The sequence below is a fragment of the Lentisphaera profundi genome, assembly GCF_028728065.1.
Lineage (GTDB): Bacteria > Verrucomicrobiota > Lentisphaeria > Lentisphaerales > Lentisphaeraceae > Lentisphaera > Lentisphaera profundi.
The window spans coordinates 2,506,384-2,520,746 of sequence record NZ_CP117812.1; the positions used below are offsets into that span (position 1 = coordinate 2,506,384).

At 39.8% G+C, this 14,363-nt stretch carries 9 protein-coding genes; 3 read left to right on the forward strand and 6 right to left on the reverse strand.

Going from position 1 to position 14,363, the window contains the following annotated elements:
- The 4 genes from hflK to PQO03_RS21420 all read right to left on the reverse strand — a co-directional run bounded on the left by hflK (position 1) and on the right by PQO03_RS21420 (position 4,539).
- Positions 1-1,938 (reverse strand): protease modulator HflK, encoded by a 1,938-nt coding sequence (hflK, locus tag PQO03_RS21405; RefSeq protein ID WP_274153247.1) that lies wholly within the window; start codon positions 1,936-1,938, stop codon positions 1-3.
- Between the two features lie 113 nt (positions 1,939-2,051).
- On the reverse strand, positions 2,052-3,131 hold the full coding sequence (gene mqnE, locus PQO03_RS21410; protein WP_274153248.1) for an aminofutalosine synthase MqnE: 1,080 nt from the start codon (positions 3,129-3,131) through the stop codon (positions 2,052-2,054).
- A 22-nt stretch (positions 3,132-3,153) separates the two neighbouring features.
- On the reverse strand, positions 3,154-3,768 hold the full coding sequence (locus PQO03_RS21415; protein ID WP_274153249.1) for a hypothetical protein: 615 nt from the start codon (positions 3,766-3,768) through the stop codon (positions 3,154-3,156).
- Between the two features lie 180 nt (positions 3,769-3,948).
- Positions 3,949-4,539, reverse strand: coding sequence for a prepilin-type N-terminal cleavage/methylation domain-containing protein (locus PQO03_RS21420; RefSeq protein WP_274153250.1), 591 nt, complete (start codon positions 4,537-4,539; stop codon positions 3,949-3,951).
- A gap of 1,255 nt (positions 4,540-5,794) precedes the next feature.
- On the opposite strand from PQO03_RS21420, the gene PQO03_RS22180 reads away from it, so the two are divergent.
- Positions 5,795-6,205 (forward strand): pentapeptide repeat-containing protein, encoded by a 411-nt coding sequence (locus tag PQO03_RS22180; protein WP_420792885.1) that lies wholly within the window; start codon positions 5,795-5,797, stop codon positions 6,203-6,205.
- Positions 6,206-7,131: 926 nt separating this feature from the next.
- Here the strand turns inward: PQO03_RS22180 and PQO03_RS21430 are convergent.
- Together PQO03_RS21430 and PQO03_RS21435 are read right to left on the reverse strand one after the other, a co-directional pair.
- Positions 7,132-9,024 (reverse strand): type II secretion system protein, encoded by a 1,893-nt coding sequence (locus PQO03_RS21430; RefSeq protein WP_274153252.1) that lies wholly within the window; start codon positions 9,022-9,024, stop codon positions 7,132-7,134.
- A gap of 252 nt (positions 9,025-9,276) precedes the next feature.
- A complete protein-coding gene (locus tag PQO03_RS21435; protein WP_274153253.1) occupies positions 9,277-9,987 on the reverse strand; it encodes a type II secretion system protein in 711 nt (236 codons plus the stop codon).
- Positions 9,988-10,511: 524 nt separating this feature from the next.
- Between PQO03_RS21435 and dprA the strand changes: the two genes are divergently transcribed.
- Both dprA and topA read left to right on the forward strand, forming a co-directional pair.
- The gene (gene dprA / locus PQO03_RS21440) at positions 10,512-11,654 is read left to right on the forward strand and encodes a DNA-processing protein DprA (RefSeq protein ID WP_274153254.1); all 1,143 of its coding nucleotides are present in this window, start codon (positions 10,512-10,514) and stop codon (positions 11,652-11,654) included.
- Positions 11,647-14,346 (forward strand): type I DNA topoisomerase, encoded by a 2,700-nt coding sequence (gene topA, locus PQO03_RS21445; RefSeq protein ID WP_274153255.1) that lies wholly within the window; start codon positions 11,647-11,649, stop codon positions 14,344-14,346. The genes dprA and topA overlap by 8 nt, the downstream gene beginning before the upstream one ends.
- The last annotated feature ends 17 nt before the right edge of the window (positions 14,347-14,363 follow it).

Consider the following 14,363-nt stretch of genomic DNA (forward strand, 5'->3'; position numbering starts at 1 on the left):
TTAATCCTCGTCTACACTCAGGCTTTTAAGTAAGCCAATGTTTTTATTATTTTCAAAATTTATAATGATATTCTTCGCAGCTTTTGGCGAATTAAAAATGTATTTTGGCACGCCATTTAGGTCGCGCTCAATAAAATCTAAATAAGAAACCAATTTGAAAATATCGGGCGACTTATCATAAATTCTTTCTTGAATCCTAAAACGTTCTGATTGGGCTCGAGCAAAGGCGATACGCTGTATCTTCTCAGTCTTGGCTTCTTCAAGCATTTGCTTCTTATAACTCTCGGCTGAACTAATTTCACGTTTGGCTTTTGTTTGTGCTTTAAATATTTTTGCATCACTTTCAAAGCCCGCACCCATAACTCGGTCATGACTTAATACTGTATCAACAGGCGGGTGTGAGGCTTCTATCTCAAGGAAGACGACATTCACTCCTAAATTACTTTTATCAGCTTTATCTTGAATAATTTTCTTTAAATGATCAGAGGCTTCTGTTCGATTACTTCCCATGAAGCTACGATAATCAGTCTGACCAATATAGGAAACTAGCTCTTGCTCTGCTAAAGATTGAAGAACTAATTGCGGTTCCTTGTAGTTATATAGATACTTATAAATATCCTTAACCTGATAATGTACGGGGATCTTAATCGTCAACATATTTTTCGTTGATTCACTATTTACATTCCCAGACTTAGCTCCGTCAGAGGCCAAGTAATTAAAATCTTCATAACCTTCGTCATGAGCACCATGAGATTTCCTACCCCAAACATGAACTTTATCTTCATTAGAAATTTTATATTCATCTTCTTCCATCGGTGGCTCACCTAGAGCAGATGATGATGTTTTAACTTGTCCTACAGTAAAAGTACTTAATTTATCAACATTATAAATAGAAATTTTTCCCAAAGGCCATGGCAACTTAAAGTTCAAGCCTGGTTGAAGTTGAATAACTTCTCCTTGAGTATCTCGACTTACTTTGCCAAAGCTTTCTCGTATCCCTGCATAGCCAGGTTTAATCTCAACCATTGTCGTAAGCATATATATCCATAAGACCTGCACAAGTACAATTGGCCCCAACACCTTTTTGAAAACTAAAGTGAAGCTATTCTCTGATACGCGTATACCTGTTTGGTATTCGATCACATGAACGATGTTTGATACCATTCCACCTGGACTCGTCATCACTGTAAGCAGACGACTTTCTAGTAAAAAAGCTCTTTCATCTTCGCTGTGACGTGGACGGAATGATTCCATGATCACACCTAGGACCATTTCTAGAGCTAAAGCTCCTAAGACAACTATAAAAACATAATTAATTTGTTTACGATAATCAAATAGATTTAAGGCTGACATGATTTCAAAAATGCCTAATAAAAACAGCATAATGGCCGCACAGTAAAACCAGCCAGACAAGGCTCGTAATTTCGAACTATTCACATCGCGAGAAACTCCACCTGCGTAGGAAGCAAATATAAAGTAACCCGAAGCTAAGCCCATCATCATGGCCGCTGCATTTGAGCTTCTCTTATCTAAACCATCGACTAAGCCAATATCAAGCTTTGACCAAAAGTAGTACAATCCTACCAGGGTACCAATACCCACTGCAAAAGCAAATATTGAAACGACGTAACGTTCAAAAAAAATCAGTGACCTTCTAGCAAAGGCTAGGTCAGTCCCTTCTTCTTCTTCAAAAAGTGCATCACCAGATATTTTTTTAGCTTGATCGCTAAAACGCATTATTTTGAACTCTAAGCTATTGCTCTGCCATGCGATAAGCCCCACCAGTATAGTGAATACGCCCAGATAAATAAGACTTGAAAAAATCTCTATGGGATACCACAGCTTTAAGGCATACAAAGATGCTGTGAGAATGAGTGCCGTTAAGCTAGCGAGCAATGAAACAAAGTGAACTTTTGAGAATTTCTCTTTACTGTTCATGATTTTTCCTAAGGTACATTTCTAATTTGACAAAGTATGTTTTAAAATACTGCTTAAATCAAGGGGCACTAAGTCCCATAAAGTCCAAGTTAGGAGTAAAACCGTAAATAAACTTAAATTTCTTCGTATACCGAGTTTCTTTCGATTGCTCTGAAGCCCCTATCAGCAATTCTAGAAGTCAAATATTCGCGACTTAAGCTTGGATTCTCAATTGAACCGGCCATTGAATAGATCTTTGTACTATCATCCACTGTGCCATCCATATCGTCCACGCCATAATCCAAAGCCTTGAAAGCTTCCTCTACTCCGAGCATAACCCAATATGCTTTAAGATGGGGGATATTGTCTAAGAAAATACGAGCTACGGCAAAATTCCTCATATCTTCCTCTAGGCTCACTTCTTTAAGATTGCTCATGCTATTATTCTCATTGCGATAGCGTAAGGGTATAAAAGAATTAAAGCCCCCCGTTTCATCTTGTAGCTGGCGTAAACGCGACATGTGATCAACCCGATGACTATAGTCTTCTATATGCCCATAGAGCATTGTCGCATTTGAAGAGAGACCGACACGATGCGCTTCTCTATGAACTTCAAGCCAACGATCGGCAGGAGCTTTACCACCTGCAATTTTTCGACGAATAGCAGAATCAAAAATTTCGGCTCCGCCGCCTGGCAATGAATCTAAGCCCGCTTTTTTAAGTTTCTTAAGAGTTTCAGCGACGCTAAGCTTACTCAATTTTGCCATCCAGGTGATTTCCACTGCGGTAAATGCTTTAACGTGAATTTCTGGTCGCTCTTTCTTTATAAAAGAAACTAGCTCTTCACCGAAGTCAACCCCACGATCGGGATGTACCCCTCCCGTAATATGAACTTCACTCAAAGCTCCTACGGGATATTTGTCGAGCTGAACCTTCAGTTCTTCTGTACCAAAATCCCAAACGCCTTCTTCTGCTGTCGATTTAGGCTTTCTCGCAAAACTACAAAATTTACAGGCGTAGACACATTTATTGGTAGGCTCAAAATGAATATTTCTATTGTAGAATGCTTTGTCATCATGCTTATCAATACGGATTTGATGTGCTAGTTGCTGCAATACTTCTAGCTCGCCCTCTTCGTACAATCGAAGTGCGTCCTCTTCGCTAATCCTTTCACGTCTTTTTACTTTCTCGTAAATCTCTTGAATATTATTCACTGATAAAACCTAATTCCTGTTCTCATTCATATCTTTCACAAAGTGACATATACTTACATGATTGACATAATGCCATATCTTTTGTGAATGGAAAATCATTTCTTTCATTATTCAGCAAGCTTCTCGTCTCTAAAATCTTATCCCGCACATCAAGCAGCACAGATAAATCTATTTTTTCTTTGCTTATTACTACTGCTTCTTCATGTATACTTAAATTCCAAAACTCAAAACTATCTAAGTCCTGTCCCCAAGCCTGATTAAAATACAAAGCTTCTAGAGCAATAGCCTCCACATCCGCTTGCTGCTCTCCATGCTGAACTCGAAGAATATTGAATTTTTGCTTGATACGCCATGCTAAAGTGACAAAAAGATCCACCTGCACGCCATCGGTTTCAAAATTCACAAATTCGTTATTTGCATGAATATCTTTTGGTCCCGTCAGCCATTTAAACTCATCGCACTTTAAGAGGCTTTCAATCACGCGACTGAAACGGGGATATAAGTCATCTTCTATCTTTTCACGATCCGCTTCTGGGTAAGCTAAAAGCTGAATAGTACATTCGCGTCGTAATTGTTTGTTGAGTGCTGTCGTCCTTGCTCCTTCCATAAAAGCTACAGGGATAATTTTGTTGACCACAGATCTAAAAATATCCTCAACACTTTTCTGGTGACGCCTATCATAAAGGCGGCGAGCAAAAAAGCCTCTATCCTTATCAAAGGCATAGAGACTCTCTAAATAATGATATTTATATTGTCGTGGGCAGCGCTCATACATGCGAATTCTAGCAAGTGACCACCTCACGAGAATAAATACCTACTACTTTAAGTGACTAGATATAATGCCTACTTTTTGTGCATCTTCTGAACTATACGTATTACTAGCATCACTAAACTCCCAGCCCGAATTAGTTAAATCCGCTGCCAATGCACCATCGACTTCATAAGTTCCTACCGAATATACAATAAATGCACCCGTTGCATCAATTGAATATCCATAAGGCGTTCCCCATGGATCGCTGACGACAACACCCGTGGTCACTGTTTCGGCATCATAATCTTCGTCACTCACCTCGAAGCCCTGCTCTTTGAATTTAATGAACATAGGTCGCTTTCCTGTCCAACCATTATTTAAAGTCGCAATAGGCGCCACCTTTGATAGCCATTCTCCAAAGTGAAACTCTTCATTTATATCCGTTCCACCATCCTTAGAATCAGGATACTGACCCCAGCGATCATAATACATTTCCACTGCAGCAGTCAATTGCGCCACGTCACTCTTGGCCTTGGCAATTTCCGATTTGCCTGTGGCTATTGTAAATACTGCCGTACCAATGCCAAATAAAATAGCAATAATACCTAAAACCATCATCATCTCAATCAGCGTAAAAGATTTTTTTACTTTTTTCATAATTTCTCCAAATTATTATCTGCCTAAATTTAACTTCATTTAAACCTTTCAGCAAGACATATAGACCTTACAGACCATTCAAGCTTCAACATTTCATAAGAACATAATTACAAAACACATCACAATTTAATGAATTTAAAAATTTAACCTTATCCAGTAAAACAAAAAAGCCCCTTCAATGAAGGGGCTTTTTATATCTCTTAGAGAAAAACTAGAACTTATTTTTTATTTGGATCATAGTGCCAGAATAGTGTCACTTCCCAGAGTAAGCCAGATGTAGCTGCTCCATCAGAGCCAAACTTGTGTAAAGGGTTACCATACTCATCAACTTCTAAGGCTTGAATAGTATATGCTCCACTGCGGTAAGCTCCACCAGGCCCTGGAGTGTTTGATCTGACCAGACCTGTTTCTGTTGGATGAAGGCCGCCATTAGCGATTACATCTTTAGAGAAATTAACTTCTAGTCTAGTTAATTTTGTAGTACCACTAACACCATCAATACTCAGAACTCCACCAAAACTTCCGTCGGTACTAACTTTGGCACCTGTACTAAGACCTGCATTTACTTTATGTAAGATAAAACGTTTACCCGCTGCTATATCTTTGTTAATCGCGTGTAATTTACCATCATTAAAATTAAAGCAGTCAATTCCAGTTACATCATATTTGTTATCGTACTCATGCACATGACCATCTGTTGAAGCATTGCCAGAACCTTTAGCCGCAGATGATGATGTATCCACATCAAAGTGACCTCCAATTAAACCCAAAACATCGTCTTCTTCTAAATGCTCTTCATGAATATGCTTGCCTTCATCATCAACATTTGGATCTGAATCTTCACCCTCTTTAGAATTGCCTGGATTTGATGAATCTACACCATCAACATTGTTACCATGACCATTGTTAGATTTAGCTTTCTCAACACATTCTTTGAATTCTGCCTCAGCAGCTTCAACTTCTTCAGTAACTCTTTCTAAGTTTTCTTCAGCGTCTTTTGCCACTTTTTTGGCTTCTTTAGCTTCTTTTTCAGCTTCTTTTTTGGCTTCTTTAGCTTCTTTTTCAGCTTCTTTAGCTTCTTTTAACGCCTTTTTAGCTTCTTTAATATCATCTTTATTTTTACTTTTCTCAGCTGCTTTCTTAGCTTTCTCTGCTGCTTTCTTAGCGTCCTTAGCTTCTTTTTCAGCTTCTTTAGCTTCGTAGACAGCTTCGTCGGCTGCTTGATCTGCTTGATCTGCTTCGATTGATTCTTCAGTTGCTTCATCGACTGCTTCTTCAGCTTCATGAACGGCTTCTTCTTCGCTTATGCAGCTGTCACTTCCTTCTTCAGCGTCGTCGTCATGACCATCATCTTCAGCGTCGTCGTCATGACCATCATCTTCGGCGTGGTCGTCATGGTCGTCATCTTCGGCGTGGTCGTCATGGTCATCTGAATTGTCATCTGAATTGTCATCTGAATTGTCATCTGAATTGTTGTCTGAGCCATTGTTGTCTGAGCCATTGTCGTCTGAGCCATTGTCTTCTGAGCCATTGTCGTCTGAGCCATTGTCTTCTGAGCCATTGTCGTCTGAGCCATTGTCGTCTGAGCCATTGTCGTCTGAGCCATTGTCGTCTGAGCCATTGTTGTCGTCTTCGTCAGAAAGCGCTGTCCAGTCATAATCTTTAAATGTCTTAGCTATACCTGAATCACTACTACCAGATCCATGAAGATACACAATATTAACATCTCCTCTATGATGCTCTGTGCTTTTATCAAAAACGACTAGCTTGTCTGCAGGAAACATAGAGATCTGTCCATTGTCATCATCTTCAGAACTATCTTTATAAGTGTACGAAGCCTTACCGTCTTTTAAATCTTGCAAACTAGTAAGTTCCGTAACAGTCTCGTCCCCCGGACAAACAAAAGTACCTAAGTCACTCTCGGATATATATTCTTCTACAAAAGCAAAATTATTGCTTTCAGGCGTCTTACGATTGTCTTTTCTGTATGCTTCATAGACAGTTTGAATTTGTTTTAAGTTGTTTAGACATGTAGTTCTTTTTCCTGCTTCACGAATTGAGCGACTGCCACCAATAATTAACGACGCAAGTATAGATACTACTGCACAAACAACAATCACTTCTATAATCGAGAAGTTTTTGCTTGTCTTGGACACTTTCATAGGACTCTCCTTTTTTACTTTATATATTTATAATTTAATGTATTTTTCACAAATAATGTCAAACGCATAAATAAATCTACAACATTTAAAAGGCAGACTCAAGAGCTATATTTTTTTTTCTTCATTTTTTATTGATCTTTTATTAACTTTAGCTAGTAAATAAAAATCAAACAGTCATTTAAATAGCTTGCTACAAAGTGATTACGTCTAAATAATCAACCCTGAAGATGCGGGGATGCGGGGATGCGGGGATGCGGGGATGCGGGGATGCGGGGATGCGGGGATGCGGGGATGCGGGGATGCGGGGATGCGGGGATGCGGGGATGCGGGGATGCTACATATTTAAACTATTTCGAATGTCAAACCTAATATCGGCACAAAAAAAGAGCCCTCCTTATGGAGGGCTCTTTTCTAAATCACTTTACTTGAATTAATTTCTTGCTGCCTGTCTTGCTGCTTTTTTGGCTGCTTTTTTGGCTGCTCTTGCTTCGGCTTTTGCTTCGGCTTCGGCTGCTTCCGTTGCTGCTGCTTCGGCGGCGGCTTCGTCCTGAGCATTCTCAGCATTATTGTTATAGAGACTTTCACCTGGCGCATCCTGATCGCCATTACCGAAACCGTTATTTTCATTTTTCACGGCTTCTTCGGCGGCAAGAACGGCTTCTTCGGCAGCAATCGCTGCCGTCGCTGCTGCTTCTGCTTCTTCGGCGGCATTTTTTGCTGCTGCTTCAGCTGCTTCAGCTGCTTCAGCTGCTTCAGCTGCTTCTTCAACTGCTGCATCTGCATTAGTTGTAGCAGTAATCAAAGCTTCTTTAGCTTCGGCAATTTCCTCTTCTAGCGACGAAACATCAGCTTCCGTTGCTACAACTTCGAAGGTAGCTAACACCACTAAATCTTGCATGTCGTAGTATGATTTTGAGGTATTAGTCGTACCTAATTCCATAAGGAAAATAACTTGATTATCTCCTATTGTCACATTGCCATTGGCATCGATATACCCTGAAAGGAAAGTCTTAACCGAATCTTGGCCATTATAGCCACCTACGCTAGTCGCTTTATCACCATCACGATAAACCATTAAGTTTGATGATCCTTGTAAGCTACTTGAGTCATACGAAGAACTTCTACCGTTTATAGCAATTGTTAAGCCATTATCAACGTCAACATCTAAAGTTAAACCCTCTACACCAACAACGTGATTTGAATGCTCTTCTCCATCTTCATCTTGCCATTTGTAAGTCTCGCTACCTACAGTCACATCAGAGTAAATAGAGTTAGATGAGTAGCCAGAACCAAGAAGCTCGAAGGTCACACGTACATCAGTATTAACAACGATTTTATTACCCTCATTATCTTCTGGTAGTGTAACATTTTCACTACTGTATTCTTGTGGTCCATCTTCTAAGGCTTCTTTAGCTTTTTCAAGGGCATCTTCTTTTTCAGCTAAAGCGTCTGCTGCTGCTTCTGCTGCTTCTGCTGCTTCTACTGCTGCTTCGGTAGCTTCCTCGGCTGCTTCGGTAGCTTCCTCGGCTGCTTTTTCAGTCTCAGCTGCTGCTTCTGCTGCTGCTTCTGCTGCGTCATCGGCCTCTATCAATTCATCTGTAGCTTCTTCAAGTGCTTCTTCAGCATTGTCGTCTGCATTGTCGTCTGCATTGTCGTCTGCATTGTCGTCTGCATTGTCGTCTGCATTGTCGTCTGCATTGTCGTCTGCATTGTCGTCTGCATTGTCGTTTGCATCAGATCCACTATCAGCATAATCTTCTGTGCTCCATTCAAATGATCCCGCTTTGATTGTTTGAGCGATACCCGATTTACTGTTTCCAGAACCATGAAGGTAGACGACATTAATATCACCATCGTGACTCTCTCCACTCTTATCTCTTACAATTAATGAAAGTCCATTATTTTGAACACTCGCTGTGCTAGCTAAGTCCATACTTTGTCCAAAACCTGGAATAGACGCTAACTGCGGTACATATAAATAAGAAGTATTAGTTTCTAAATGTGTATATTCAGTAACTTCACTTGAATTATCATCGCCAGGGCAAACAAAAATTCCTAATTCACTCTCAGACATATATTCACTTGCAAAGGAAAAGTCACTAAACGATGTAGCATTGCCTTCTGGTGATTTACGATGATCTTTTCTATAGGCTTCATAAACAGTTTGAATTTGTTTAAGATTATTTAAACATGTGGTTCTTTTTCCGGCTTCACGAATCGAGCGACTAGCACTCATAATCAAGGAAGCGAGTATAGATACAACTGCACAAACCACAACTACTTCTACAACTGAGAAGCGTTTCGATCTTTTTAGCGTCTTCATAAGGACTCTCCTTTTTATTTATATATAATATATTTTATTTTTAAAGTACATAAAATCATGCACTTATATAATCTACGTGCAAAGAGAGTCATAAGGCAAGTCAACTGTTAATAAAAAATTAACATTACTTCAGTAACCACGAGTCATTTTATCAAAAAAAACTTCTTACTGATCATTTTCCTTATTTTTAGACACAAAAAAAACCTAAGTATCAAGTACTTAGGTTTTTGATGATTGATTTAGTGTTTCTAATTAATCAGGATTGGCCGTTCCGTGAACCGGATTATTGCGTCCACCTGCATCATTCTCAGCCCTATTGTTAGATCCACTATTGCCTGGTGCCGCTTGATCGCCACTGCCCCAACCATTATTATTAGGACCCTGATCACCAGTGCCATTAGGTACATTAGGTGGAGTAATATTAGGCTGATTACTACGGGTTGTGGCTATGCCGCCATTGCCCGCATTTGTACCATGAAGATACAAGACATTAAATCGACCATTATGGAATCGAGAATCTTTATCATACACAATCAAAAATTCGTTAATATCCTCTATCTTCATTTCCAATTCTGTCATCCCTAACACATCCTCATCTGCTGGTATATATATATAAGAAGTACCTTTATTCAGACTTGGAAGGAAGATATCGCTATCTAGACTCGCGACTTCTTGATCATCACCTGGACAGCGGAACATTCCTATAGAATTTTCATCAACATACTCTGCCGCAAAACTAAAATCATGCTCGCTGATAGCTCTCGGTGTCGCCCTATGATCTTTACGGTAAACTTCTACCACATTTTGTATTTGTTTTAAGTTATTCAAACACACAGCTCGTTTAGCTTCATCTCTTGCCGTACTCATACTATTAAAAATCAAAGATGCCAAAATAGACAAGATGACTAGTACTGCCAAGACTTCAAAGATTGAAAATCTTTTCATTAGTTTTCGTGTTTTCATGAGAAACTCCTTATCGTTAATTATTAATAAATCTTCATAGAAAATCTTAGATTCTATAAAAATATATAAGTCATGCCTCTGCTTCACAAGCGCTGGGTACACGAGAACTATCGCTAACAAGTCGATCTAGCATCTTAATCAATTATTAAATAATCATAAGATACTTATTTATAAGTAGTTACACTCATAAATAAGTATGCCCGTGGAAAAATGAATTTTTCATTAAAATTTATTTTTAAAATGTTATATATCAACAACTTATGCCCATAATGATGTTATTTTTTTAACAGCTCAGCCATTCTGACTTGTTCATGTAATGAGATTTCTAGACAAACGACGTGACTCGCTATTCTTTCTTACGAGTAGACTTTTGCGCCTTTATAAAACAAGTTAGATATAGCTATGTACACATAGTCATCGTTCACACTCAATAAATGCATAATTATCTCTATCAACGGCGTTTGAATAATTGCATTGCTTTGTCCTAGATAACTAATTATAGACATCTATATGGAGGAATATTGATGGATATAAATTTACTAAATGATATTGGCCTAAACATGATACCGGGTCTTGGTCCAAGGCGATACAACAAACTTATCAAACACTTTCATCACTCAGAAAACATTTTAAAAGCTTCCTACGGCGAGCTACTTAAGTGCCCAGGTGTTGGACCTCAACTTGCCAAAGAGATAATTTCTTACGAACTCCATTACAATGCCGAGGAAGAATATAAACGCGCACATCTTGCAGGCATCCATATCATCAATCGCAGCCATCTTCAGTATCCAGAAAGCCTTAAGGCAATTTACGATGCCCCTATCATCCTTTATATAAGGGGAAATTGTAAAATTTTGAACCAATACAATAAAAACATTGCCATAGTAGGCACTAGGCGCCCCTCAAACTATGGTTTAGATATTGCTCGATCTATTGCAAGTGACGCTAGTTGTGCGGCATGGAATATTGTATCAGGCTTAGCCTTAGGGATTGATTCCGCTGCACACAGCAGTGCCGTCAATTTACACCGGCCTACTATTGCTGTTTTAGGTGGAGGCATTGGCAAAATATATCCAAAAGACAATGTAAAGCTCGCACGAGATATTTGTGAGCACGGTGCTTTAATCAGTGAATATCCCATTCTATTTCCTCCCGACAAAAGAACTTTCCCCATGCGTAATCGAATTATTGCAGCTTTGTCTAGAGCCGTCTTAGTGGTAGAAGCAGATCTCAACAGCGGTTCACTTATAACCGCAGATCAAGCGCTTGAATACGGTCGCTCAGTTTTTGCCGTTCCCGGACGAGTTGATTACCCGCAATCACGAGGTTGCCATAAACTCTTAAAACAAGGTGCAACACTCACAGAAAGCTTTAAAGACATTTATGAAGAATTTAATCTCGAACTTGGTATAAATAGAAAAAGCTTGCAAAAAGACCCCCTTGATAAGCCTGACAAGGCAGAAGTCGACTTGCAATTAGACAAAAACGAGCAAAGCATTATGGGAATTCTAAAACCCGGTGAAGTTCATGTGGATAAAATATGTGAACTGTCTGAGATGGCAATGGGCAAACTCCTTGCTACATTACTTAACTTAGAAACACGCAAGCTAATACGACTACTTCCCGGAAAAAAGTACGAACTTATAAACCGAAGGCAACATGAGTAAAAAAAATTTAGTAATTGTAGAATCGCCCGCAAAAGCGAAAACAATTGAAAAGATCCTAGGAAAAGATTTTGAAGTCAAAGCCTCTTTTGGTCATATCCGCGACTTACCTCAACGTAAGCTTGGTGTCGATCCTGAGAATAATTTTGAACCCGAGTACCAAGTAAGTGCTGATAAGAAAAAAGTCATTGCAGAGCTTAAAAGTGCCGCTAAAAATTGCGAGAACATATACCTAGCACCTGACCCGGACCGTGAAGGAGAAGCGATTGCTTGGCACCTTTATGAAATCTTGAAAAAACAAAGTAAAGCCGAATTCAAACGAGTGACTTTCAATGAGATCACTAAATCTGCGATCAAAACTGCCTTTGAAAAAGCTCACGAAGTAGATATGAATCGTGTTGATGCACAACAAGCTAGACGTATTTTAGACCGTCTTGTGGGCTATAAAGTAAGTCCTTTATTATGGAAAAGGAATGCTCGTAGTGCTGGCCGTGTACAAACCGTTGCTTTAAGACTTATTTGCGAACGTGAAAAAGCTATACTCGCCTTTACTCCTGAAGAATACTGGAGCTTACAAGCCGATATAAAAAACCAGACTGAAGATGCTAAGTCATTTATCTCTAAACTCGATAAAATTGATGGTAAAAAGCCTATCATCGGCAATGCTGAGCGCTCATCCGAAATCCTTAGTGAACTCGAAGGTAGCCAATTCAGAGTTAAAGATATCGAGTCAAAAGATAGACAAAAACGTCCTGCTCCACCATTTATCACTAGTACGCTGCAACAAGCTGCAAGTTCAAACATGCGCTTTAGCCCAAGTCGTACCATGTCATTGGCACAAAAGCTCTATGAGGGCCGTGACTTAGGAAGCGAAGGAACTGCTGGTTTAATTACTTACATGAGAACGGATTCGGTTGCCATTGCTAAAGAGGCCCAGGATGCCGCTATAGATTTTGTCAATAATATTTATGGAAGTGAGTTTTCACCTGACACACCAAATTTTTATAAATCTAAAAACAAAGCACAAGGTGGTCACGAAGCCATTCGTCCTACTGATGTCACACGCACTCCTAAAAAGATGGCGCCCTACCTTAATGATGACGAGCTCAAACTTTACACATTAATCTGGAAACGTTTTGTTGCCAGTCAGATGGTACCGGCTCTTTACCGCCAAGATAGCATCACCTTCCTTCCCGAGAATGTCGGTTTCAGCCACGAATACCTCTTCAAAATTACTGGTTCTGTTTTAATCTTTGATGGTTTTATGAAAGTTTATAACTTCTCTGATGACGGCAGTAAAGAGGGCGATAGCAAGGATGTCATCTTGCCACAACTCACAAAAGGTGAAATTTGTGACCTCTTAGAACTCATCCCCAAGCAGCATTTCACTGAACCGCCTCCCAGATTTTCTGAAGCAACTTTAGTGAAAGAACTTGAAGCCAATGGCGTAGGACGTCCTTCTACTTATGCTTCGATCATTCGCACCATTCAAGATCGTGAATATGTTGTTAAAGACAAAGGTCGCCTTAACCCTTCAGACAAAGGCATGGAAAGCTGTGACTTTCTCGTCGCCACTCTCCCTGCTTTATTTGAAGTCAGTTTCACTGCACATATGGAAGAGCTCTTAGATAAAGTCGAAAGTGGTGAATTAGTATGGACCACTATGCTAGCCGACTTTTATTCTGGCTTTAGCACTTGGCTACAAGACGCCAAAACTGCCGGCGCTCCAGACAAAAGTATCTTTGCCGCTGTACTCGATGCTATCCCAGAAGACATCAGCTATCAAGCACCTACCGGCAAAGGCAAAAGTGCTTTTAGTGATGAAGAATTTGTTGGCTCGATTCGAGAAAGCCTAACTGAAGATAAACCTTTATCTGAAAAACAATGGCAAACCCTGCTCCGTGTTTTACTGCGCTATGAAACAGTTATGCCTGCTTTAAAAGCAAAAGCGGAGGAACTCGGCTTTGAACCTGAACTTCAAGAAATCATCACAAAAACTGATGAAGAACAAAAAATTAATGCCGAAAGTAAGTCCACTGAACTCTTAGCACTTCTAGAAGACGTCACATTTGAAGAGCCTCAGAAACCTGTCAAAGGGCGTCGAACCTTCAATGAAGCCAATTTCTACAAATCACTTAAGACACAAAGTGAATCTGGTCGTAACTTAACGATTAACCAAATTAATGCTTTGAAGAAAATGGTTCTGAAATATCAGAAGCAAATTGATAACTTTGAAGCTAAAGCGGCTGAACTTAAGCTAGAGATCCCAGAAGAAGCTGTTATTGACCCCGAAGAGAGCAAGGAGATTACTGCCCTTTTAAAGGCTCTAAGTACCATCACTGAATGGAATGCTCCGACAAAACGCGGACGTATGACCTATGATGACAAAAGCTTTTATGAATCTCTCTCCAGTAACTTTGCCAACAAAGGTTCACTCACTCCCCGTCAGTTAGCTGCCCTAAAAAAATCCGTGGCTCGCTACAAGGAAAAGATCCCTGCGGAACTTTACCCTGAAGGATTAGAAGATGCCAAAGGTGCGGCCGAAGAAAAAACTGACGTCAAGTGCCCTAAATGCGATTCTCCCATTGTCAAAAAAATGGGCAAGCGCGGTCCATTTTATGCATGTTCAGCTTTTCCGAAATGTAAAAATCTTGCCGATTCTCTAGAGAAATTTGCTGAAAATAGCGAAGATTAAATTTGAGGCGCCCGGGG

Bases quoted from the DNA above. Each gene is read 5' to 3' on its own strand.
- topA (WP_274153255.1), top strand. From the start codon at position 11,647: ATGAGTAAAAAAAATTTAGTAATTGTAGAATCGCCCGCAAAAGCGAAA.
- PQO03_RS21430 (WP_274153252.1), bottom strand. From the start codon at position 9,024: ATGAAGACGCTAAAAAGATCGAAACGCTTCTCAGTTGTAGAAGTAGTT.
- dprA (WP_274153254.1), top strand. From the start codon at position 10,512: ATGGATATAAATTTACTAAATGATATTGGCCTAAACATGATACCGGGT.
- PQO03_RS21435 (WP_274153253.1), bottom strand. From the start codon at position 9,987: ATGAAAACACGAAAACTAATGAAAAGATTTTCAATCTTTGAAGTCTTG.
- hflK (WP_274153247.1), bottom strand. From the start codon at position 1,938: ATGAACAGTAAAGAGAAATTCTCAAAAGTTCACTTTGTTTCATTGCTC.
- PQO03_RS21420 (WP_274153250.1), bottom strand. From the start codon at position 4,539: ATGAAAAAAGTAAAAAAATCTTTTACGCTGATTGAGATGATGATGGTT.